Consider the following 21,166-nt stretch of genomic DNA (forward strand, 5'->3'; position numbering starts at 1 on the left):
ACTGCAGGGGGGACCCTGTGGGAGAGTAGGACGCCGCCGAACAATTATTCCAGAGAACCCCCACCCGATTCCGGGTGGGGGTTCTCTGCGTTTACGCAGGATACGATCGCGGTATGGCACGTCGTCCTGGCCCCAAGGCCAACCCCGAAGAAACCAAGCCGCGCACCGAGCCTTTCAGCCTGGCGACGGACCCGTTCACGATGGAGAGCTCGCACGAGGTGGCCGGTCTGTACCTGGCCCCGCCGGAGCGGGTGCTGGCACTGCACGTCGACGCCGAGACGGTGTTGCGGCCGAAGCTCAGGGCCGCGCTGGAGGAGCTGCGGCACGAGCCGCTGCCGGCCACCGTGGCGACCCTGCTGGGGGCGCTCGACGCCACCTCGGAGAAGGTCGTCGGCACCCTGCACCGCAGGCGGCGGGGGGTGGCCTTCCGGCAGTACCTGTCGAGGCTGGACCAGGAGCTGCCGGAGGGCGGCGAGGTCCACCTGATCTGCGACAACTACTTCACGCACAAGTCGCCGACGGTCATCAACTGGCTTCGGGCGCACCCGCGGTTCGTCATGCACTTCGCCCCGAACGAGTCGGCCTGGCTCGCGCACGTGGAGCGCTGGTTCGCCTACCAGGCGGCCCGGGAGGGTTTCCACGGGGACAAGTCCTCGGCGGCCGCGCTGTCGGCGGGGATCACCGAGTGGCAGGGCAGTGTGGTGGAGGAGTCCGAGGAGGACGAGGGGACCGCACGCGGCGTCCACGTCTGGGTGAAGCCCCGCTACTAGGGATCACCAGCCAGCCAGCCGGCTCGGAGCGCTCGGGAGGGCTCAGAGCCGGCCGGCGGCCTTCAGCGCCAGGTAGGCGTCGGCGAGGGCCGGGGCCACCGCGGTCGGCGGGGCGTCCAGGACGGTCACGCCGTGGCGGGTGAGCCGGTCGGCGGTGAGCCGGCGGTCGGCACGGGTCTGCTCGGCCGCCGCCGCGCCGTACACGGCCTCGACGGTGCCGCGTCCGGTGGCCAGCTCGTCGAGGCGAGGGTCGGCCACGGAGGCCAGCACGACCTCGTGGCGCTTGGTGAGCATCGGCAGCAGCGGCAGCAGGCCGTCCTCGACCGGTGCCGCGTCGAGGCCGGTGAGCAGGACGATCAGTGAGCGGTGCGGTGCCATCGTGAGCGCGGTGGAGACCAGGGAACGCATGTCGGTCTCGTAGAGGGCGGGTTCCAGCAGGGCCATCGCGCTGGTGAAGGCCGGCAGGATCTCGCTGGGGGAACGGCCGGCCACCGAGGCCCGCTTGCGCAGGTCGTGGGCGAGCAGGTCGACCCGGTCACCGGCCCGGGTGGCGAGCGCGGTGAGCAGCAGCGCGGCGTCGAGGGAGGCGTCCAGCCGGGGGGCGTCGCCGACCCGGCCGGCGGAGGTGCGGCCGGTGTCGAGGACGATCAGGATGTGCCGGTCGCGTTCGGGGCGCCAGGTACGGATGGCGACGGTGTTCCGGCGGGCGCTGGCGCGCCAGTCGATCGAGCGGACGTCGTCGCCCGGCAGGTACTCGCGCAGGGAGTCGAACTCGGTGCCCTGGCCACGGGTCAGGACGGAGGTGCGGCCGTCGAGTTCGCGCAGCCGGGCGAGCCGGGAGGGCAGGTGCTTGCGGCTGTTGAACGCGGGCAGGGCGCGGACCGCCCAGGGGACGAGGTGCGATCCCTGTCGGCCGGCCAGGCCGAGCGGCCCGAGGGAACGGACCGTCACCTTCCTGGCGTGGTGGTCGCCGCGCCGGGTCGGGGTGAGCACGGTGGTGACGCGGCGCCGCTCGCCGCCGGGAATCCGCAGGACGTGCCGGGAGGCGGCGATCTCGGTGCCGGGCCGCCAGGCGGACGGTGCCCAGGCGTCGCGGAGGCGCCCCCTGAGCAGGCGGCCCGAAGGGTTGGTCACGGTCAGTTCGACGGTGGCGGGTTCGCCGAGCCGGACGCTGGTGTCGCCACCCCGGGTGATCCGCAGACTGCGGACCGGGGCGGCGAGCACCAGGTCGGTGAGGACGGCGAGCAGGACCGCGCCGGTGACGGCGGCGATCCCGGTCACGGAGGGCAGGAGCAGGCCCACGACGAGCGCGCCGAGTGCGGCGAGCAGGGCGGTTCGCCCGGTGAGGGCCATGCGGTGCGCTCCTACGGGGAGGGACGGAAGGAAGGGGTCAGCGAGGGGCGGGCGTCTGGGCGAGGACGGCCTGGATGACCGAGTCCGCGGTGACACCCTCCATCTCGGCCTCGGCGCGCAGCGCGACGCGGTGGCGCAGGGTGGGCAGCGCGAGCGCCTTGACGTCGTCGGGGGTGACGTAGTCGCGGCCGGCCAGCCAGGCCCAGGCGCGGGAGGCGCCGAGCAGTGCGGTGGCGCCGCGCGGGGAGACGCCGATCGACAGCGACGGGGACTGCCGGGTGGCCCGGCAGAGGTCGACGACGTAGGCGAGCACCTCGGGAGAGACGGTGAGTTTGGCGATCTGCTCGCGGGCGGCGGCGATGTGCTCGGGGCCGGCCACCGGGCGCACGCCCGCCGAGGCGAGGTCGCGCGGGTCGAAGCCGGCGGCGTGCCGGGCGAGGATCTGGAACTCCTGGTCCCGGTCGGGCAGCGGCAGGATCAGCTTGAGCAGGAAGCGGTCGAGCTGGGCCTCGGGCAGCGGGTAGGTGCCCTCGTACTCGACGGGGTTCTGGGTGGCGGCGACCAGGAACGGGGCGGGCAGTGCGCGCGGCTCGCCGTCCACGGTGACCTGGTGCTCCTCCATGGCCTCCAGCAGGGCGGCCTGGGTCTTGGGCGGCGTGCGGTTGATCTCGTCCGCGAGCAGCAGGTTGGTGAAGACCGGGCCGGGCTGGAAGGAGAACTCGGCGGTGCGGGCGTCGTAGACGAGGGAGCCGGTGACATCGCCGGGCATCAGGTCGGGGGTGAACTGGATGCGCTTGGTGTCCAGGCTGAGGGCGGTGGACAGGGTGCGGATCAGCAGGGTCTTGGCGACGCCGGGGACGCCCTCCAGGAGCACGTGGCCGCCGCAGAGCAGGGCGACGACCAGGCCGGTGACGGCGGCGTCCTGGCCGACCACGGCCTTGGCGATCTCGGCGCGCAGGGCGGTGAGCGCCTGGCGCGGGTCGTCCGTGCCGCCGGGGGTACCAGGGGTGGCAGTCGCCGTGCCGGGGGTGTCGAGCGGGGTGGCGGTGGCCTGTTCGGTCACGGCTTCCGTACCTGCCTTTCGAGGGCGTCGAGATCGTCGGCGAGCCGCAGCAGTGCGGCGTCGTCGGTCGGGGGCGGGCCGTACAGGAGGGCCCGGGCGTCCCCGGCGGGGCGGTCGGGGAGGCGGTCGGTGACGGCCGCGCAGAGCGCGGTGGAGTCGGGTGCGCCGGCGCTGAGCGGGACGCCCAGGGCCGGGGCGAGGCGGTGGGCGGCGGCGCGGCGCAGCGCGTCGGCGGCGCGGCCGCGGGCCTTGGCCCGCCGGTAGAGGCGGGCACGGCCCTCGGTGGTCTCGGCGGCGCGGACCACCACGGGCAGGTCCTCGCCGACGACGGGGCCGAGCCGGCGGGCGCGCCAGACGGCGGCGAGCAGCGCGGCGATGCCGAACTGGTAGGCGGCCCAGCGCCAGCCGTCGGGGATGAAGTCGGTGAACTGCTTGGCGCCGTGGGTGGCGACCGGGGCGCTGTAGTCGGGCAGGTGCCAGGTGAGGCTGGGCTGGGAGCCGAGCAGGCCGAGGGCGAGGGAGGCGTTGCCGTCCTTCTTGAGCAGCTCGTTGCTGAGGAACTCGCCGCTGCCGAGGACGATGACATCGCCGCCGCCGCGGCCGAGCGGGACGCTGACCAGGGGGTAGCCGTGGCCGCGCGGGTAGCAGCCCTCGCCGCGGGTGCCGGCGGTGTACAGCAGGCCGCCGAGGTGGGCGCTGCCGGCCCGGACGGCCTCGGTGAGCGAGCACTGGGCGGGGGTGCTGCGGACGGAGGCGTAGGGCGGGCCGCTGCCTTCGTCGGAGGGGCGGACGCCTGGGGCCAGCGCGCTGAGGGCGGCCGGGCCGGGGGAGATCAGGACCAGCCGGGTGTGCCGGGCGGCGGCGAGGGCGCGCAGCTGCTCCGGGCCCAGCAGGTCGGGTTCGGGGACGACGAGGGTGTCGGCGCCGGTGGTGTGGGTGGCCAGGTCGGTGGTGATGTCGACCTTGAGGCCCTCGCGCTGGAGCAGGGCGACCACGGCGTGGCTGCCGGAGGCGTCGTAGGAGCGCGGGTCGAGCGGGGCGTAGCGGCGCTCCTGGTTGAGGCCGGCCAGCACGGTGGCGGCGAGCAGCAGGACCGCCACCGTGAGCAGGTACCAGCGCGAGCGGTGCCAGAGGCCGCGGCCGGTGGGCGCGAGGCTGCTGGGGGCGGCGGGCGGCGGTGGTCCGGCGGCCTGCGGGGCGGTCGCAGGCGCGGCGGTGGCCGGCGGGGCGGCCGACGCGGGGGTGGCGCTGGTCGTCATGCCGCTCCTTCCGGGGCCGGGGCGAGCGCCGGGCGGGCGCGTTCCAGGGACTGGTCGAGGTCGCGCAGCAGCCGGTACGCGGCCTGGTCGGCGGTGCGCTCGCCGTAGGCGATGTCGTCGAAGACGACGGCGGCCGCGGTGAGGGCGGCGGCGTGCTCGGGCAGCGCCCGGCCGGCCTCGGCGGCGGCCTCGTCGGCGGTGCGGCCGGGGCGGGCGTCGAGGAGGGCGCGTTCCTCCAGGGCCCGGACCAGGGCGCGCATCCGCTCGCGGACGGCCTCGGCCCACTGCCCGGCGGCGGCGTGCCGTTCGGCGTCGGCCCGGTGCTGGGCGGCGGTGCGCGGCCCGGCGGTGCCGTAGACGCCGAGGGTGGTGCGGACGGCCCGCTTGGGCGCGCCGAGGCGCCACCACAGGGCCGCGCCGATCAGGACGGCGACCACCAGGAAGAGGACCAGCCCGGTGGTACCGGTGGTGCCGTTGCCCGAGATGGCGTCGAGCGCGTCGCCGATCCGGTCGGTGATCCAGTCCAGGATCCGCTGCTGGAGGCTCGGGTCGTGGCGGTGGTAGTCGGCGTTGAGCAGTTCGTCGCGGGCCGCGTCGCGGGCCGGGTCCCGCCCGACGGTGACCGGGGCGCCGCCCGCCGCCGACATTCTGTCCCCCCAGTTCGGCATGCGGTTCAGAGCCTCGCGGGGGCGGGACCGCCCTGGCCGCCCCAGCCGGGGCCGCCGGTGCCGCCGTGCTCGGGCAGGCCTGCGGCGCGGGCGAGCTCGATGTCGAGGGCCTCGCGGCGGATCCGCTGGTCGACGTAGAGCAGCACACCGATGGTGGCGGTGAACGGGATGGTGATGGTGGAGGAGATCACACCGGCGATCGCGCTGGTGATCAGCATCGCGGTGGGCAGGCTCGCCGGGTCGCCGGAGTCGACCTGGCTGCTGAGGTCGTCGAAGCCGAGGACCAGGCCGACCATCATGAACGGCATCGCGATCACGCCGGCGACGATGCCGGCCAGCAGCTGGCTGAGCAGGTTGATGCCGAACATCCGCCACCAGGAGCCGCGGACCAGGCGGCGGGAGCGGGAGAGCGCGGTCAGCACGCCCTGCTTCTCCAGCATCAGGGCGGGGGCGGCCAGGCTGAGCTGGATCCAGACCCAGACCGCGACCGGGAGGCTGAGCAGGCCGACGATGAACAGCAGGGCCGCGATGACGGGTTCGTCGGCGCCGGCCAGCAGGTAGCCGATCATCGGGGCGAAGCCGAGCAGCACGATGCCGAGGCTGATCAGGGCGGTCAGCAGGGTCAGTCCGAGCAGCTGGAACACCCGGGGCCGGGCGTCGCGCCAGGCGTCGCGGATGGTGGCGGACTGTCCGAGGATGGCGCGGCTGACCACCATGGTCAGCAGGGCGGCGGCGACCACGCTGAGCAGCAGCGTCACCGGCAGGCTGGCCAGGGCGGACAGCACGGGTGTGAAGTCGCCGGTGTCGCCGCTGACGGACAGCTCCAGGGCGGTGCCCACGGCCTGCTGGACCACGGCGACGCCCAGCGAGAGGCCGAGCGTGGTGCGCCAGTGCTTGCGGATGGTGGAGACGGCGCCGTCGAGGATCTCGCCGAGGCCGAGCGGGCGCAGCGGGATGATGCCGGGCTTGGGGCTCTGCGGCGCCCCCCAGCCGTACTGCGGGCCGCCCTGCCCGTACGGGCCGCCGGGGCCGTACTGGGGCCCGGGACCGTACTGCGGGCCGCCGTAGCCGGCGCCCCAGGCGGGGGGTGCGGTGGGTGCGCCGTGGGGTGGTGCCGACTGTCCGGGCACGGCGGCGGGCGCGTCGGCCGGGGGCCGGGCGTCGTCGCGGGGTCGCTCGGACGAGCCGGGCGAGGCCCAGCCCGGAGTGTCGGTCATCACTGCTCCTCGGAGGGGCGTCAGGGTTCGCGGAGGCGGGTGGATCTTCACCCGTGCGCAGCGCCCATCGTGCCATGGTGGTCGGACGCCTCTCATGGGTATCCGGTTGCTGAACGGCGACGGGGCCGCCGAGCGGGGACGGCGGGCCGGTCCGGACGGTTCCCGGGCGGGAAGCCGGAGGATATTCGTCCGGTATGGCCGGAATTCGCCGGGTCGCCAGTTGGCCGTTCTGGAGCAATGGGACTGCTGTGCGGCAGGTCACAATCCGGTAATGAGAGGATGGACCCATGAAGGGACGCGTCCTCGTCGTTGATGACGACTCCGCACTGGCCGAGATGCTCGGCATTGTGCTGCGTGGTGAGGGTTTTGAGCCGTTTTTCGTCGCGGATGGAGACAGGGCGCTAGCCGCGTTCAGGGAGACCAAGCCGGATCTGGTTCTGCTGGACCTGATGCTGCCCGGACGGGACGGTATCGACGTCTGCCGGCAGATCCGGGCGGAGTCCGGCATTCCGATCGTCATGCTGACCGCGAAGACGGACACGGTGGACGTGGTGGTGGGCCTGGAGTCGGGCGCCGACGACTACGTCACCAAGCCGTTCAAGCCCAAGGAGCTGGTGGCCCGGGTACGGGCCCGGCTGCGTCGTGCCGAGGAGCCGACGCCCGAGCAGCTGACCATCGGCGATCTGGTGATCGACGTGGCCGGCCACTCGGTGAAGCGGGACGGCCGGGGCATCCCGCTGACCCCGCTGGAGTTCGACCTGCTGGTCGCGCTGGCCCGCAAGCCCTGGCAGGTGTTCACCCGTGAGGTGCTGCTGGAGCAGGTCTGGGGCTACCGCCACGCGGCGGACACCCGGCTGGTCAACGTGCATGTCCAGCGCCTGCGCTCCAAGATCGAGAAGGACCCGGAGCGCCCCGAGATCGTGGTGACCGTCCGTGGCGTCGGCTACAAGGCCGGGCCCAGCTGACGTGGCGTACCAGGCTGACGACACCCCTTCGGGTTCCGCGACCGAGGGGGGCGCCGCCGTGCGCGGGGACGTCCTGAGCTCGACCACCAGGAGCCGCCGCCGACGCGGCCCGGGTGCCCTGCTCGCGCCGGTGACCCGTCAGCTGCGCCGCCCCCTGCACCGGGTGACGGCGCTGTACCACCGCTCCATCCAGCTGCGGGTGGTCGCGGCCACCCTGATGCTGTCCGTCGTGGTGGTGCTGGTGCTGGGCGTGGTGGTGGTGGCCCAGGTGCGCACCGGGCTGCTGGACACCAAGAGGACCTCGGCGCGGAACCAGGCCAGCGACGGCTTCGCGACCGAGCTGAAGAAGATCGACGAGGCGAAGGACCTGCGCTTCAAGGTCGGGGCCACCCCCGATCCGACCACCGAGGAACTGGGCACCTGGCTGCTCAAGCAGGTCGGTGACCTCGCGGCCAGCGGGCAGAGCGTCTACTCGGTGATCGCCGTCCTGCCCAGCGGTCAGACGGTCTCGCCGGAGAACACCAGCGTGGGCCCGCGCTACTCCGGCGACATCCTGCCGATCAGCATCCCCGAGACGCTGCGGGCGAAGGTCTCGGCGGAACCGGGCCTGGCGTTCGACCAGCCGACCTCGATCCGCCGGGCCAGCGACAACGGCCGCCACCCCGAGCCCGGCCTCGCGGTCGGCATGCAGTTCGTCGGCCCGACCAACGCCACCAGCTACCAGCTGTACTACGTCTTCTCCTTCGGCCAGGAGACCGACACCCTGGGCATGGTCACCGGCACCCTGGCGACCGCCGGGGTGTTCGTGGTGATCCTGCTCGGCGGTATCGCCTGGCTGGTGGTGCGCCAGGTGGTCACACCGGTGCGGATGGCCGCCGGGATCTCCGAGCGGCTGGCCGCCGGGCACCTGGAGGAGCGGATGAAGGTCACCGGGACGGACGACATCGCCCGCCTCGGAGAATCGTTCAACCGGATGGCCAACGCGCTGCAGGCCCAGATCCGTCAGCTGGAGGAGCTCTCCCGGGTGCAGCGGCGCTTCGTCTCGGACGTCTCGCACGAGCTGCGCACCCCGCTGACCACCGTCCGGATGGCCGCCGACCTGATCTACGACAGCCGCGAGGACCTGGACCCGATGGCGGCCCGTTCGGCCGAACTGCTCCAGGGCCAGCTGGACCGCTTCGAGTCGCTGCTGGCCGACCTGCTGGAGATCAGCCGGTTCGACGCGGGCGCCGCGATCCTGGACGCCGAGCCGGTCGACCTGCGCGACATCGTCGGCCGGGTGGTCGAGGCCGCCGACCCGCTGGCGCAGGCCAAGGGCAGCGCGGTGGTGATCCGCGGTGACGGCGAACCGGTGGTGGCGGAGGTCGACTCCCGGCGGATCGAGCGCATCCTGCGCAACCTGGTGGTCAACGCGCTGGAGCACGGCGAGGGCCGGGACGTCGTGGTCCGGCTGGGCTCGGCCGACGGCGCGGTCGCGGTGGGCGTGCGGGACTACGGCATCGGCCTCAAGCCGGGCGAGGCGTCCCGGGTGTTCCACCGCTTCTGGCGGGCCGACCCGTCCCGGGTGCGGACCACCGGCGGCACCGGCCTCGGCCTGTCCATCGCGGTCGAGGACGCGCACCTGCACGGCGGCTGGCTGCAGGCCTGGGGCGAGCCCGGCGGCGGCTCGCACTTCCGGCTCACGCTGCCGCGCACCCGCGGCGGCGAGATCAGCCGGGCGCCGTTCCGGCTGGAGCCGGAGGACTCCCGCAGCAACCGGGGCCTCGGTTCGTACGGGACGCCGTACCGGCGGGCGATCCGGCCGGCCGGTGCCACCGCGCTGGCCGCCGCCGAGGAGCAGGCCGTCCCGGAGACGCCGGAGGGCACCGGCAACGGCTTCGGCAGCGGGCTGGGCGGGGTGCTGAACCTCGGCCCCGGTCTGGGTACCCGCCGGCTGCCCGAGGGGCCGCGCGCCGATCCCTCGGACGTGCGGACGGTCGGGGCCGGGTACGGTGCCACCGGCGCCCAGGTCATGGTGGACCCGACGCCCGGTCGGCCGTCGGTGGCACAGCGGACGGCGGAGCCGGGGACGACGGGCACGGCGGCCGCCGCGCATGGCACGGGCTGGACGGACACGGAGGGGTCGCGGCGTGCGAGGGACGAGCAGCAGGACTGAGCCGAGGCTGGCCGCGGTGGCCGGTGCGGTGCTGGGCGCCCTGCTGGCGGGCGGCTGCGCCGGGATGCCGGACTCCGGCAGCATCGGCAGGGTCGAGCCGTCGCAGGGCGCCGTGGACAAGAACCTCCAGGTCAGGGTCTTTCCGGTGGAGCCCGCCAAGGGGGCCAAGCCGCGTGACCTGCTGACGGGCTTCCTGGACACCCTCACCGCCGACGAGGGCTACGACACCGCGCGCAAGTACCTCACGGACGAGGCCGCCGCCAAGTGGAGCCCGGAGGCGGGTATCCAGGTGCTCTCCGCCAACCCCACCGTGCCCGTCGCCCAGAACGTGGCCGATACCGACACCGCGATGACCGCCTCCGTCCCCGGTACGGTCGTCGCCCGGGTCGACGGCAAGCACTCGTACACCCTTCTGGAGACCCCGGAGAGCGTCTACCTCGAATTCGCGTTCGTCCGGGAGAAGTCCGGCGAGTGGCGGATCGGCAAGCTGCCCGACGGTCTGATCATCAACGAGACCAACTTCCGCAACAGCTACCGCCAGGTGGACCGGTTCTTCTACACGGTCCCCGATCCGTCCTCGTCCGCCACCTCCGGGACCGGCGCCCAGGAGGTGCTGATCGCCGACCCGATCTACCTGCGGCGCCGAATAGACCCGCTGACCTCGGCCGCCAAGGCCGTGGTCGCCGGGCCCTCCGACTGGCTCGCGCCGGTGGCCCGGACCGCCTTCCCGGCCGGTGTCACCGTCCAGAAGGTGACGGTCGACGACGGCCGTATCGCCCGCGTCGAACTCGCCGGCCCCGACCTCGGCGGCACCCTGCTCTGCCGGAGGATGGCGGCCCAGCTCTTCTACACCCTCGCCGACCAGGGCAAGGGGCAGGTGGAGCGGCTGGAGCTGAAGGGCCCGCACGGCAACAACTGCCAGGTGATCCGCAGCGACGTGTCGGCCAACGGCCCCGGCGCGCTGGCCGGACCGCTGGCCGGCCAGCAGTACTACCAGCGCGCCGACGACGGCGTGCTGATGGACGCCCACGACGCGGGCGACGGCAGTCCCGTCCGCGGGCCGCTCGGCAAGCCCCAGTCGAAGCGCCCGCTCGGCACCGTGGCGGTGCGGCGCGACGGCTTGCAGGCCGCCGTCATCAGCAAGGACGGCCAGCAGCTCTACTCGGTACCGCTGGCGGACACGGCCCAGGCCCTGCCCGAGCCGGTGGCCACCTCCACGGCCCGGTCCACCGAGAAGAGCGAGGACGGTCTCGCGTCGCCCAGCTGGGACGGCCGCGGCGACCTCTGGGTGGTGGACCGCGACCCGCAGAACCCCAAGGTGCTGCTGGTGCGCGGCAACAAGCCCGTCACCGTGCCGGTCGACGGCCTGCAGAAGAGCACCGTACAGAGCCTCAAGATCTCCTCGGACGGGGTCCGGGCGGCCATGGTGCTCAGGACCGAGAAGGGCTCGCAGCGGCTGGCGGTCGGCCTGGTGCAGCACGGCGGCACCCCGAACGCGCCCACCGCGAGGATCATCGGGCTGCGCACCATCGCCCCGCTTCTCACCGAGGTCTCCTCGGTGTCCTGGGCGGAGGCGGACCAGCTGCTGGTGCTGGGCAAGGAGCGGGACCGGCTGCAGCAGCTGTACTACATCAGCACGGACGGCTCGCAGAGCTCCGACGGCTCCCTGCAGGGCGGCGAGGGGATGGCCACCGTGGAGGCGGCCGAGTCCCGGGCGGAGAGCTCGGCCCAGGTGCCGCCGCCGGTGCTCGCGCTCCAGGGCGCCGACGGCAAGATCTACCGGCTGGTCAACAGCCAGTGGCGCGAACTCGTCCTGACGCACCGGGCCGGCTCGTTCATCTACCCGGGCTGAGGCCGGCCGGGGGGAACCGGCCGGGCCGGTGCGGGACGACGGCCGCGACGGTGCCGGCCGCGCTCGCCGGGAGGCCGGCGGCGGCCAGCGCCCGGGCCGCCTCGGCGAGGCTGGCGCCGGTGGTCACCAGGTCGTCCACCAGGACGGGCAGGCGGCCGTCCAGCAGCCGGTGCGCGCGGGGCAGGACGGCGAGCGCGCCGTGCAGGTTGCGCCTGCGCTCGGCGGCGGTCAGACCGGCCTGGTCGGCGACCGGGCGGGTGTGTCGCAGCAGTGGCGCGGCCCGGGCGTTCAGGCCGCTCCGGCGCAGGGACCTGGCGGCGGCGCGGGCCAGCCGCAGCGTCGGGTCGTGGCCACGGGCACGGACGGCGGTGCGGGCGGAGGGCATCGGGACGAGCAGCAGCGGGGTGAGCCCGGCGCGCGGCCCGAGGGCGGAGCACACGGCCCGGGCGAGCGCGTCGCCGAGCGGGTCGGCCAGCCACAGCGCGCCGCGCTCCTTGTGGGCGAGCAGCAGTTGCCGTACCGGGCCGGCGTAGGGGGCGGCGGCGTGCACCCGGGGCAGCACGGTGGGGCCGGGCCGGGCGGTGGCCAGGGCGCGCCGGCAGGACGGGCAGAGCCGGACGCGATCGGCGCCGCAGCCCGCACAGCGGGCCGGCAGCAGCAGGCCCAGCAGCCCGGCCAGTGCGTGGGCGAACGGCCCCCGGGCGGGCCGGGGACGGGCGGGAGCGGTGGTGGGCGGCACGGCTGCTCCTGGCGGCAGGCACGAAGAGTGAGCAAAGAATGCGCCGTACGGGGGGTGTTGTCCAGGTATTTACCCATACTTCACTCGCATGAGGGTAGACAGGGTGCAACAGCTTGACCGCTAGCCCACAGCATCGGGTCATACCCACTTTTCCGCCTGGGGAGGCGGAAACCCCGTGTGAGGTGTTCGATAAGGCTCCAGGGGGTTTCAACCGTCCCTGGTGGGGAGGAAGTGAGGTGAGGGCCAGTCGTTTCCGCCGCTGGCGGTGGAGACGGGGGGCCGGCAGTGGATTGGCTGGTCCAGCTGGGTCTCAGCCCGATCCGGTAGCACCCGGATCGGCGTCAGCACGAGGGATCGGAGTTCTGCGTGGACATCGTCGTCAAGGGCCGCAAGACCGAGGTGCCCAAGAGGTTCCGCGAGCACGTGGCCGAGAAGCTGGAGAAGGTCCAGAAGTTCGACGGCAAGGTGATCAGCCTCGACGTCGAGGTGTCCAAGGAGCACAACCCGCGTCAGGCCGACCGGTCCGAGCGGGTGGAGATCACTCTCCGTACTCGTGGACCGGTGATCCGGGCCGAGGCCGCCGCCGGGGACCCGTACGCGGCGCTCGACCTGGCTTCGGCGAAGCTCGACGCGCAGCTGCGCAAGTCCGCAGACCGGCGCCGGGTGCACAAGGGCGGCAACGGCCGCACCCCCATCAGCGTCGCCGAGGCGACCGCGGCCCTGGCCGCGCTGCCCGACACGACGCGGCACGAGGGCGAGACCAACGGAGCCGTCCGCAAGACCATGATGGGATCCCTGGAAGTGGAGGGCGAAGGCCCGCTGGTGGTCCGGGAGAAGACCCACCCGGCCGCCCCCATGGCGCTGGACCAGGCGCTCTACGAGATGGAACTGGTCGGCCACGACTTCTACCTCTTCGTGGAGAAGGACAGCGGCCTGCCGAGCGTCGTCTACCGCCGGCACGGTTACAACTACGGTGTCATCCACCTGAAGGCCGACGGCTCGGCCGGGGCGGGGGCCGGCGCCGGTGGTGCGATCGGTGGGTCCGACGACGAGGACTGACCGTCCGGGCAGTGTTGGAGAGGTGACCCCGGCGGCCGTGGCCGCCGGGGTCACCGGCGTTTCGGGGGCCGTGGCGGCACCGCGCGCCGGGCGGGCGGCGGGCAGGGGGTTCGGCGGGGTCACCCTGTGCGGGGGAATCGGCGGCGGAGGGTGACCGGAGGGGGCCCGCGGCGTGGAATGATTGGCGCACGACGACCGGCGACGGGGGAGGAGCGGATGGGGGATCACTTCGGGCTGGGGCCCGCCACAGGGCCGGTCAGGGGGGTGTCACCGGGGCCTGGGGGGCAGCCCGAGTACGCCCCGCACCGAGGGGAGCCGATCCGCGTCCTGGTGGTGGACGACCACGCCCTGTTCCGCCGGGGCCTGGAGATCGTGCTCGCGGAGGAAGAGGACATCAAGGTCATCGGCGAGGCGGGGGACGGGGCCGAGGCCGTGCTGAAGGCGGCGGACCTGCTGCCCGACATCATCCTGATGGACGTCCGGATGCCCCGGCGCAGCGGGATCGAGGCGTGTACCGCGATCAAGGACGTGGCGCCCAGCACCAAGATCATCATGCTGACGATAAGCGATGAGGAGGCCGACCTCTACGAGGCGATCAAGGCCGGCGCCACCGGCTACCTGCTGAAGGAGATCTCCACCGACGAGGTCGCCACCGCGATCCGGGCGGTCGCCGACGGGCAGTCGCAGATCAGCCCGTCGATGGCCTCCAAGCTGCTCACCGAGTTCAAGTCGATGATCCAGCGCCGCTCCGACGACCGGGACCTGGTGCCGGCGCCCCGGCTGACCGACCGGGAGCTGGAGGTGCTGAAGCTGGTGGCCACCGGGATGAACAACCGGGAGATCGCCAAGGAGCTGTTCATCAGCGAGAACACCGTGAAGAACCATGTGCGCAACATCCTGGAGAAGCTCCAACTGCACTCCAGGATGGAGGCCGTGGTCTACGCGATGCGGGAGAAGATCCTCGAGATAGGCTGACGGCCGAGCGGGGGGCGGGGGCCTCCGTCGTCGGTCCTCAGCCGTCGAGCCGCTTCTCCAGGGCCGGGCGCAGCGCCTCGTCGTGCAGCGCCTCCACCCGGACGGTGTCGCAGCCCACCCAGTCGGCGGCCTCGCGCAGCGCGACCGCCAGCGCCTCGACGTGGCGCGGCGCCTCCAGGGACACCTGACGCGCCACCAGGGTCCTTCCCTCGCGGGCCGGATCGACCCGGCCGACCAGCCTGCCGCCGGCCAGCAGCGGCATCGCGAAGTAGCCGTGCACCCGCTTGTGCCGGGGCGTGTAGGCCTCCAGCCGGTGCGTCATGCCGAAGATCCGTTCGGTGCGCGGGCGGTCCCAGACCAATGAGTCGAACGGCGAGAGCAGCGTGGTGCGGTGCCGCCCGCGCGGCGGGGCGGCGAGTGCGGCCGGGTCGGCCCAGGCCGCGGCCGGCGCGCCGGCCGGGCCCCAGCCCGCGACCTCCACCGGGACGAGGCCGGAGTCGGCGAGCACCGGGTCCAACTCCTCGGCGCGCAGCCGGTGGTAGTCCTGGAGATCGGCCCTGGTGGCCACGCCGAGCGCGGCGCCGGCCTGGGCGACCAGGGTGCGCAGGCACTCCCGGTCGGTCGGGTCCGAGCCGAACAACTCGGCGGGGATCGCCTGTTCGGCCAGCGCGTAGACCCGCTTCCAGCTCCGGCGCTCGGTGCAGACCACGTCGCCGAAGGCCAGCGCCCGCTCCACCGCGATCTTGGTGTCGGACCAGTCCCACCACTCGGCCGTCTTCTTGGCGCCGCCCAGCTCGGTGGAGGTGAGCGGCCCCTCGGCGCGCAGCTTGTCCAGCACGTGCCGGTACGTCTCCGGGGTGACCTGGTGGCCCCAGAGGTGGCCGCGGTCGCGGTACCGGCGGCGCCGGAACGCGAACAGCGGCCACTCCTCGACCGGCAGGACGCAGGCCGCGTGGGACCAGTACTCGAAGCTCGCCCCCGCGCCCCAGTACGCCGCCTCGACCGCCGGCCGCCCGACCGCGCCGAGGCGCGCGTACGGCACCAGTTCGTGCGAGCGGGCCAGCACCGAGATGGTGTCGAGCTGGACGGCGCCCAGGTGCCGCAGCACCCCGCGGACGCCGGACCGGCGGTCCGGCGCGCCGAGCAGGCCCTGCGCGCGCAGGGCGATCCGGCGGGCGTCGTCGGCGCTGAGGGTCGTGACGGGAGTCGTGACGGTCATGTCGGCGAGCGTAGACGGGGGCACCGACAGCCCCGGCCGGGGCGGGGAGGCGTCAGTCGTCGAGGTCGGTGGCGAGCAGCGAGGCGACCCAGGCGTCGTGGAACACGCCGCGCTGCTCGGCGTACGAGCGCAGGGTGCCCTCGAAGCGGTAGCCGACCTTCTCGGCCACCGCGCGGGAGCCGTCGTTGCCCACGTACGCCTGCCACTCCAGACGGCGCAGACCCAGCTCGGTGAGCCCGTAACGGGCCACCGCGCGGGCGCCCTCGACGGCGTAGCCGCGGCCGCGGTACTCCTTGACCGTCCACCAGCCGACCTCGGCGGCGCCCGCGTCACCGGGCCGGCGGACCAGCCCCTGGGTACCCACCAGGGCGTCCGACCCGCGTTCGAAGACGCACCAGACGAGGGCCGCACCGGTGCGCCAGCCGTTCGTGCCGAGGTCGTTGACGAAGTACTCGGCGTCCTCGCGGCGGTAGGGGCTCGGCACGACCGTCCAGCGCTGGATGTCCGCGTCCTGGCAGGCCGCGAAGACCGCGTCCACGTCGGCCTCCCGCGGGGGCCTGAGCACCAGCCGCGCGGTGGTCAGGGTGACGGGCTCGACGGCGGGCTCTTCCCGGGGTTCTGTGGTCTCTGCCATGGCCGGATTATTCCGTGCAGAGAGGAATCCGTGCATCCGATTAAAGGCCCGGTCGCCGGGGTGGTTGACCGTTTTGCCCCGGTGGGCGGCGCTATCGGGGCATGTGCTCGCGCGGGTGACACGGGAATAGCGTGCTGACGCACCTCCCGGGGCATTGGACTCCTCGCATACGATGGCCCGTGCGGTGGGGTGAACCCGCCGTGCAGTCGTCCAGTGCCAATACAGGCAAGGAGCCCGCTCAAGTGTCCGTCTTCGACAAGATCCTGCGCGCCGGCGAAGGCAAGATCCTTCGCAAGCTGCAGCGGATTGCTGCCCAGGTCAACTCCATCGAAGAGGACTTCGTCAACCTCACCGACGCCGAGCTGCGCGCGCTGACCGACGAGTACAAGCAGCGGCTCGCTGACGGCGAGACCCTGGACGACATCCTCCCCGAGGCGTTCGCCACCGTCCGTGAGGCCGCCAAGCGCGTGCTCGGCCAGCGGCACTACGACGTCCAGATCATGGGTGGCGCGGCCCTGCACCACGGGTACGTCGCCGAGATGCGGACCGGTGAGGGCAAGACCCTGGTCGGTACCCTCCCGACCTACCTCAACGCGCTGACCGGCAAGGGCGTGCACCTGATCACGGTCAACGACTACCTCGCCGAGCGCGACTCGGAGTGGATGGGCCGGGTGCACCGCTTCCTGGGCCTCGAAGTCGGCGTGATCCTGGGCAACATGACGCCCGCCGAGCGCAAGCGCCAGTACGGGATGGACATCACGTACGGCACCAACAACGAGTTCGGCTTCGACTACCTGCGCGACAACATGGCCTGGTCGAAGGACGAACTCGTCCAGCGCGGCCACAACTTCGCGGTGGTCGACGAGGTCGACTCGATCCTCATCGACGAGGCCCGTACCCCGCTGATCATCTCCGGCCCGGCGGACCAGGCGACCAAGTGGTACGCCGACTTCGCCAAGCTGGTGCAGCGCCTCAAGATCGACCGCGACTACGAGGTCGACGAGAAGAAGCGCACCGTCGGCGTGCTGGAGGAGGGCGTCTCCCGGGTCGAGGACTACCTCGGCATCGACAACCTCTACGAGTCGGTGAACACCCCGCTGGTCGGCTTCCTGAACAACGCCATCAAGGCGAAGGAGCTGTACAAGGCGGACAAGGACTACGTCGTGATGAACGGCGAGGTCATGATCGTCGACGAGCACACCGGCCGTATCCTCGCCGGCCGCCGCTACAACGAGGGCATGCACCAGGCGATCGAGGCCAAGGAGGGGGTGGAGGTCCAGAACGAGAACCAGACGCTGGCCACCATCACCCTGCAGAACTTCTTCCGCCTCTACGACAAGCTGTCCGGCATGACCGGTACCGGCACCACCGAGGCGGCCGAGTTCCACCAGATCTACAAGCTCGGCGTGGTGCCGATCCCGACCAACCGGACGCCGCTGCGCATCGACCAGCCCGACCTGATCTACAAGTCGGAGCCGGCCAAGTTCGCCGCCGTGGTCGAGGACATCGCCGAGAAGCACGAGAAGGGCCAGCCGGTGCTGGTCGGCACCGTGTCGGTGCAGAAGTCCGAGTACCTGTCGCAGGAGCTGCGCAAGCGCGGCATCCCGCACGAGGTGCTGAACGCCAAGCACCACGAGCGCGAGGCGCAGATCGTCGCGCAGGCCGGCCGCAAGGGCGCCGTCACCGTCGCCACCAACATGGCGGGCCGCGGTACCGACATCATGCTCGGCGGCAACGCCGACCACCTCGCGGCGGCCGAGCTGGCGCAGCGCGGGATCACCCCGGTCGACACCCCGGAGGAGTACGAGAGCGCGTTCCCGGCCGCGCTGGAGAAGGCCAAGGCGTCCGTCAAGGCCGAGCAGGACGAGGTCAAGGAGGCCGGTGGCCTCTACGTCCTCGGCACCGAGCGGCACGAGTCCCGCCGGATCGACAACCAGCTGCGCGGCCGTTCCGGCCGTCAGGGCGACCCGGGCGAGTCCCGCTTCTACCTCTCGCTCGGCGACGACCTGATGCGCCTGTTCAAGGCCGGCATGGTCGAGCGCGTGCTCTCGATGGCCAACGTTCCCGAGGACGTGCCGATCGAGTCCAAGATGGTCACCCGCGCCATCGCCTCCGCGCAGACCCAGGTCGAGCAGCAGAACTTCGAGATCCGCAAGAACGTCCTCAAGTACGACGAGGTGCTGAACCGCCAGCGCGAGGTCATCTACGGCGAGCGCCGCCGCGTGCTGGAGGGCGAGGACCTGCAGGAGCAGGTCGGCCACTTCATGGACGACACCGTCGAGGCGTACGTCAAGGCCGCCACCGGCGAGGGCTTCGAGGACGACTGGGACCTCGACAAGCTCTGGACCGCGCTCAAGCAGCTCTACCCGGTCACCCTTGACCTGGAGGAGCTGGAGGAGGAGGCCGGCGGCGTCGCAGGGCTGACCTCGGAGTTCCTCACCAAGGCCGTCCAGGAGGACATCCAGGCGCAGTACGGCGCCCGCGAGGACCAGCTCGGCGCGGAGATCATGCGTGAGCTGGAGCGCCGGGTCGTCCTCTCGGTGCTGGACCGCCGCTGGCGCGAGCACCTCTACGAGATGGACTACCTCCAGGAGGGCATCGGCCTGCGGGCCATGGCGCAGCGCGACCCGCTGGTCGAGTACCAGCGCGAGGGCTTCGACATGTTCACCGCGATGATGGAGGGCATCAAGGAGGAGTCCGTCGGCTACCTGTTCAACCTGGAGGTCCAGGTCGAGCAGCAGGTCGAGGAGGTGCCGGTCGAGGACGCCGCGGTGGTGCTCGACAAGCTGGAGAAGGACGCCGCCCGTCCCGAGATCAAGGCCAAGGGCCTGGAGGCCCCCAAGCCGCAGCGGCTGCACTACACGGCCCCCTCGGACGAGGTCGGCGGCGGTGTCGTCGAGGGCGACTTCGAGGACCTCGCGCCGGAGGACGAGGGCGACGGGCTCACCCGCGCCGAGCGCCGCAAGGCCGCCAAGTCGGCCAAGGGCCGTCGCCGCAAGGCCTGATCGCAGGCCGCTTCGACGCCACGCAGGGCGCCGCTCCCGTACGGGGGTGGCGCCCTGCGCCGTTGGCGCGGGCGGCGGCGCCGTCAGGGTGCTCACCGGGTCTCCACGGCGGTGCACTGCCACTGTCCGGCCGGCCCGCGCTGCTCCAGCCGGAACGCGACCATGTGGTGCCGGTTGCCGAGATCGACCCGGACGCAGGCCTCGACCGCGTCGGGGGAGGGCGATCGGTCGTGCACCGGTCCGAGGCGGGGCCGGCCGGTGGCGCCGCCGCGACGCAGGGCGCCGGTGCGGACGAGGGCGGCGAGCTGGCCGTAACCGTCCAGGGTGGTGTGGCGCAGCAACTGGCCGGACGGCCGGGCGCCGGTCAGCACCTCGACCAGCTGGTGGGCGAAGCGGGTGGTCAGCGCGGCGCGGGGATCGTGGCCGGCGGCGGCCGAGCAGGCGGCGCGGGGGTGGCGCGGGCGCCGGTCCGCGGGCGGGTGGTGGCCGGTCCGGGCGGCGCAGGCGGACCGGCCGGTGGAGCGCAGATGGTGGTGAGGACGGGTCTGGAGGCCGGTCCTCGGGGCGGTGGCGGTGCCCGTGGTGGTGGTGCCGGTCGTGGCGGCGGTAGTGGTGGCGGGGGCCTCGGGGGCCGGTAGGGCCGTCGGGGGGACGGGGGTCGCCGGGGTGGTGCGGTGGATCATGGTCCGGTCCTCGTGGGGGGTGGGGGCGGCTGTGGACGGGTCCTTGGTAGCGGCGCCCCGCGCGTGGCGGCAACCGGGTTCGCCGCTGCCCGTCGGCCCGCCCGAAAGTTCACCTATCCGGGTGAACTGGCCAATGGGACGACGGGTGACCGGCCCAATCGGACGGGCACGCGGTTGACGTGCGGGGGCAGCCGGGAAGGCACGAAAGGGGACGGTCCGGTACGCCGGACCGGGTGGCGGTCACCCGGGGTGCGCCGTTGCGCCGTCCGGCGGTCGGTGCGCAGGATCGGAGCCGGACCGGGTACCGCGGAGAGAGGACGACAGCGCCCCGACGACGACAGGCGGCCGACATGGCGACACGGGCATCGGCGACAGGGGCCTCCACCGCGGGGGCCCCTGAGGCAGCGGCCACGGGGGCCCGGACCCCGGCGACAGCGGCCGCGGCGGCCGCCGCGGAGGCCCAGGCGGAGGCTCCGGAGAGGCGGACCGGGACGGACGACGGCGCGACGGCCCCGCCCGCCGAGGGCGTGCCCCGGCGCGGCCTGGTCCTGGGCGGCGGCGGGATGCTGGGCGCCGCCTGGACGGTCGGGGCGCTCTGCGCCGTCGAGGAGGCCACCGGCTGGCGGCCGGGCAGCGCCGACGTGCTCCTGGGAACGTCGGCCGGTGCGATCCTCGGCGCGATGCTCGCCGGCGGTGTGGGCGCCGAACAGCTCCGGGACCACCAGCGGGGCCTGCCGGTCACCAGCGGCCCGCTGGCCGGCGCGGCGTTCGACTACGACACGGCGGTCGGCGGCGCGCTGCCGCCGCGCCCACGGGCCGGTATCGGCTCGCCCGGCCTGCTGCGGGACGCCGTCCGGCACCCGCGCGAGTACCCGCTGCTGACCATGGTGTCGGCGATGGCGCCGCACGGCCGCGGCTCACTGGCGTCGGTCGGCGAGCTGGTGCACGGGCTGCACGGCCCGGGCGGCTGGCCGGACGGCTCGGCCCTGCGGGTGGCGGCGGTGGACTACCGCAACGGCCACCGGGTGGTCTTCGGCGACCCGGGCGCGCCGCCCGCCGAGGTCGCCGAGGCGGTGATGGCCTCCTGCGCGATCCCCGGCTGGTTCGCGCCGGTGCGGCTGAACGGCTCCGCGTACGTGGACGGCGGCTGCTGGTCGGCCACCAACGCGGACCTGCTGCTCGGCCGCGCCCTGGACGAGGTCTACGTGCTCGCCCCGATGGCGCTGCGGCTGCACCCGCGCGGGCGGGCCGAACCCGGCCGGGGCACCCTGGCGGCGCTGCGCGAGTGGCGCGCGCGGGACCGTCCGCGTGGTGTGCTGGCCCAGCTGGTCAGCCGCTACCGGCGGGCGGTGACCCGGCAGCTGCTGCGCGAGACCCGGCTGCTGCGGGCGGAGGGCGTCCGGGTGCGGGTGCTCGCGCCGACCCTGGCGGATCTGACGGTGATGGGCCCGAACATGATGGACCCGGCCCGCCGCGGCGCGGTGCTGGAGAGCGCGCTGTGCACCAGCCGGGCGGCCCTGGCGGGCGTGCGGTGAGACGCCCGGCCCGGA

Annotated in this window: 17 protein-coding genes; 8 read left to right on the forward strand and 9 right to left on the reverse strand. The window is 73.5% G+C overall.

Translation table 11 applies throughout. The features are described from left to right. Positions 1 to 113 precede the first annotated feature (113 nt). Positions 114 to 770, forward strand: a complete 657-nt coding sequence (locus tag ACIO5D_RS19695) for a transposase (RefSeq protein ID WP_400658979.1) — start codon at positions 114 to 116, stop codon at positions 768 to 770. 42 nt (positions 771 to 812) lie between these two features. Here the strand turns inward: ACIO5D_RS19695 and ACIO5D_RS19700 are convergent, their stop codons facing one another. The 5 genes from ACIO5D_RS19700 to ACIO5D_RS19720 form a co-directional block, all read right to left on the reverse strand. Beyond that, positions 813 to 2,123: a DUF58 domain-containing protein gene (locus tag ACIO5D_RS19700; protein ID WP_400796685.1), complete on the reverse strand. Its 1,311-nt coding sequence runs from the start codon at positions 2,121 to 2,123 to the stop codon at positions 813 to 815. Between the two features lie 37 nt (positions 2,124 to 2,160). Continuing rightward, positions 2,161 to 3,081 carry a MoxR family ATPase gene (locus tag ACIO5D_RS19705; RefSeq protein WP_363611662.1) on the reverse strand — a complete coding sequence of 307 codons (921 nt, stop codon included), beginning with the start codon at positions 3,079 to 3,081 and terminating at the stop codon, positions 2,161 to 2,163. A gap of 101 nt (positions 3,082 to 3,182) precedes the next feature. Continuing rightward, entirely contained in the window at positions 3,183 to 4,445 is a 1,263-nt protein-coding gene (locus ACIO5D_RS19710; protein WP_400796688.1) for a DUF4350 domain-containing protein, read from the reverse strand. Further along, entirely contained in the window at positions 4,442 to 5,113 is a 672-nt protein-coding gene (locus ACIO5D_RS19715) for a DUF4129 domain-containing protein (RefSeq protein WP_400796691.1), read from the reverse strand. The genes ACIO5D_RS19710 and ACIO5D_RS19715 overlap by 4 nt, the downstream gene beginning before the upstream one ends. Before the next feature lie 5 nt (positions 5,114 to 5,118). Then, positions 5,119 to 6,330 (reverse strand): hypothetical protein, encoded by a 1,212-nt coding sequence (locus ACIO5D_RS19720; RefSeq protein ID WP_400796694.1) that lies wholly within the window; start codon positions 6,328 to 6,330, stop codon positions 5,119 to 5,121. Positions 6,331 to 6,617: 287 nt separating this feature from the next. On the opposite strand from ACIO5D_RS19720, the gene mtrA reads away from it, so the two are divergent. The 3 genes from mtrA to ACIO5D_RS19735 are packed head-to-tail and all read left to right on the forward strand — an operon-like array spanning position 6,618 to position 11,302. Further along, positions 6,618 to 7,295, forward strand: a complete 678-nt coding sequence (gene mtrA, locus ACIO5D_RS19725) for an MtrAB system response regulator MtrA (RefSeq protein ID WP_030247322.1) — start codon at positions 6,618 to 6,620, stop codon at positions 7,293 to 7,295. 58 nt (positions 7,296 to 7,353) lie between these two features. Further along, a complete protein-coding gene (gene mtrB / locus ACIO5D_RS19730) occupies positions 7,354 to 9,450 on the forward strand; it encodes an MtrAB system histidine kinase MtrB (protein ID WP_400762117.1) in 2,097 nt (698 codons plus the stop codon). Next, positions 9,425 to 11,302 (forward strand): LpqB family beta-propeller domain-containing protein, encoded by a 1,878-nt coding sequence (locus ACIO5D_RS19735; protein WP_363611590.1) that lies wholly within the window; start codon positions 9,425 to 9,427, stop codon positions 11,300 to 11,302. Before mtrB ends, ACIO5D_RS19735 begins: the two co-directional genes overlap by 26 nt. Here ACIO5D_RS19735 and ACIO5D_RS19740 read toward each other — a convergent pair. Beyond that, entirely contained in the window at positions 11,286 to 11,960 is a 675-nt protein-coding gene (locus ACIO5D_RS19740; protein WP_363611664.1) for a ComF family protein, read from the reverse strand. The two genes, ACIO5D_RS19735 and ACIO5D_RS19740, sit on opposite strands and share 17 nt — an antisense overlap. Before the next feature lie 447 nt (positions 11,961 to 12,407). Between ACIO5D_RS19740 and hpf the strand changes: the two genes are divergently transcribed. Continuing rightward, positions 12,408 to 13,100 carry a ribosome hibernation-promoting factor, HPF/YfiA family gene (gene hpf / locus ACIO5D_RS19745; protein ID WP_363611592.1) on the forward strand — a complete coding sequence of 231 codons (693 nt, stop codon included), beginning with the start codon at positions 12,408 to 12,410 and terminating at the stop codon, positions 13,098 to 13,100. A 216-nt stretch (positions 13,101 to 13,316) separates the two neighbouring features. Beyond that, on the forward strand, positions 13,317 to 14,075 hold the full coding sequence (locus ACIO5D_RS19750) for a response regulator (RefSeq protein ID WP_400796697.1): 759 nt from the start codon (positions 13,317 to 13,319) through the stop codon (positions 14,073 to 14,075). 37 nt (positions 14,076 to 14,112) lie between these two features. Here ACIO5D_RS19750 and ACIO5D_RS19755 read toward each other — a convergent pair whose 3' ends face one another. Both ACIO5D_RS19755 and ACIO5D_RS19760 read right to left on the reverse strand, forming a co-directional pair. Then, entirely contained in the window at positions 14,113 to 15,294 is a 1,182-nt protein-coding gene (locus ACIO5D_RS19755) for a winged helix-turn-helix domain-containing protein (RefSeq protein WP_400796700.1), read from the reverse strand. 52 nt (positions 15,295 to 15,346) lie between these two features. Further along, positions 15,347 to 15,928, reverse strand: a complete 582-nt coding sequence (locus tag ACIO5D_RS19760; RefSeq protein WP_363611598.1) for a GNAT family N-acetyltransferase — start codon at positions 15,926 to 15,928, stop codon at positions 15,347 to 15,349. 242 nt (positions 15,929 to 16,170) lie between these two features. Here ACIO5D_RS19760 and secA point away from each other — a divergent pair, with 242 nt between their 5' ends. After that, complete coding sequence (gene secA / locus ACIO5D_RS19765; RefSeq protein ID WP_363611600.1) at positions 16,171 to 18,933, forward strand: preprotein translocase subunit SecA; 2,763 nt, start codon at positions 16,171 to 16,173, stop codon at positions 18,931 to 18,933. A 92-nt stretch (positions 18,934 to 19,025) separates the two neighbouring features. Here secA and ACIO5D_RS19770 read toward each other — a convergent pair whose 3' ends face one another. Further along, positions 19,026 to 19,616 (reverse strand): Rv3235 family protein, encoded by a 591-nt coding sequence (locus ACIO5D_RS19770; protein ID WP_400796702.1) that lies wholly within the window; start codon positions 19,614 to 19,616, stop codon positions 19,026 to 19,028. A 350-nt stretch (positions 19,617 to 19,966) separates the two neighbouring features. On the opposite strand from ACIO5D_RS19770, the gene ACIO5D_RS19775 reads away from it, so the two are divergent. Continuing rightward, positions 19,967 to 21,151: a patatin-like phospholipase family protein gene (locus ACIO5D_RS19775; RefSeq protein WP_400796705.1), complete on the forward strand. Its 1,185-nt coding sequence runs from the start codon at positions 19,967 to 19,969 to the stop codon at positions 21,149 to 21,151. The last annotated feature ends 15 nt before the right edge of the window (positions 21,152 to 21,166 follow it).

This window comes from Kitasatospora sp. NPDC087315, from assembly GCF_044744345.1.
In the GTDB taxonomy this organism is placed as follows: Bacteria; Actinomycetota; Actinomycetes; order Streptomycetales; family Streptomycetaceae; genus Kitasatospora.

Excerpts from the sequence above, each read along its gene's own strand:
- ACIO5D_RS19775 (WP_400796705.1), top strand. The coding sequence starts at position 19,967 with ATGGCGACACGGGCATCGGCGACAGGGGCCTCCACCGCGGGGGCCCCT.
- ACIO5D_RS19750 (WP_400796697.1), top strand. The coding sequence starts at position 13,317 with ATGGGGGATCACTTCGGGCTGGGGCCCGCCACAGGGCCGGTCAGGGGG.
- ACIO5D_RS19700 (WP_400796685.1), bottom strand. The coding sequence starts at position 2,123 with ATGGCCCTCACCGGGCGAACCGCCCTGCTCGCCGCACTCGGCGCGCTC.
- mtrA (WP_030247322.1), top strand. The coding sequence starts at position 6,618 with ATGAAGGGACGCGTCCTCGTCGTTGATGACGACTCCGCACTGGCCGAG.
- ACIO5D_RS19695 (WP_400658979.1), top strand. The coding sequence starts at position 114 with ATGGCACGTCGTCCTGGCCCCAAGGCCAACCCCGAAGAAACCAAGCCG.
- ACIO5D_RS19760 (WP_363611598.1), bottom strand. The coding sequence starts at position 15,928 with ATGGCAGAGACCACAGAACCCCGGGAAGAGCCCGCCGTCGAGCCCGTC.
- ACIO5D_RS19710 (WP_400796688.1), bottom strand. The coding sequence starts at position 4,445 with ATGACGACCAGCGCCACCCCCGCGTCGGCCGCCCCGCCGGCCACCGCC.
- ACIO5D_RS19715 (WP_400796691.1), bottom strand. The coding sequence starts at position 5,113 with ATGCCGAACTGGGGGGACAGAATGTCGGCGGCGGGCGGCGCCCCGGTC.
- ACIO5D_RS19770 (WP_400796702.1), bottom strand. The coding sequence starts at position 19,616 with ATGATCCACCGCACCACCCCGGCGACCCCCGTCCCCCCGACGGCCCTA.
- ACIO5D_RS19720 (WP_400796694.1), bottom strand. The coding sequence starts at position 6,330 with ATGACCGACACTCCGGGCTGGGCCTCGCCCGGCTCGTCCGAGCGACCC.
- ACIO5D_RS19755 (WP_400796700.1), bottom strand. The coding sequence starts at position 15,294 with ATGACCGTCACGACTCCCGTCACGACCCTCAGCGCCGACGACGCCCGC.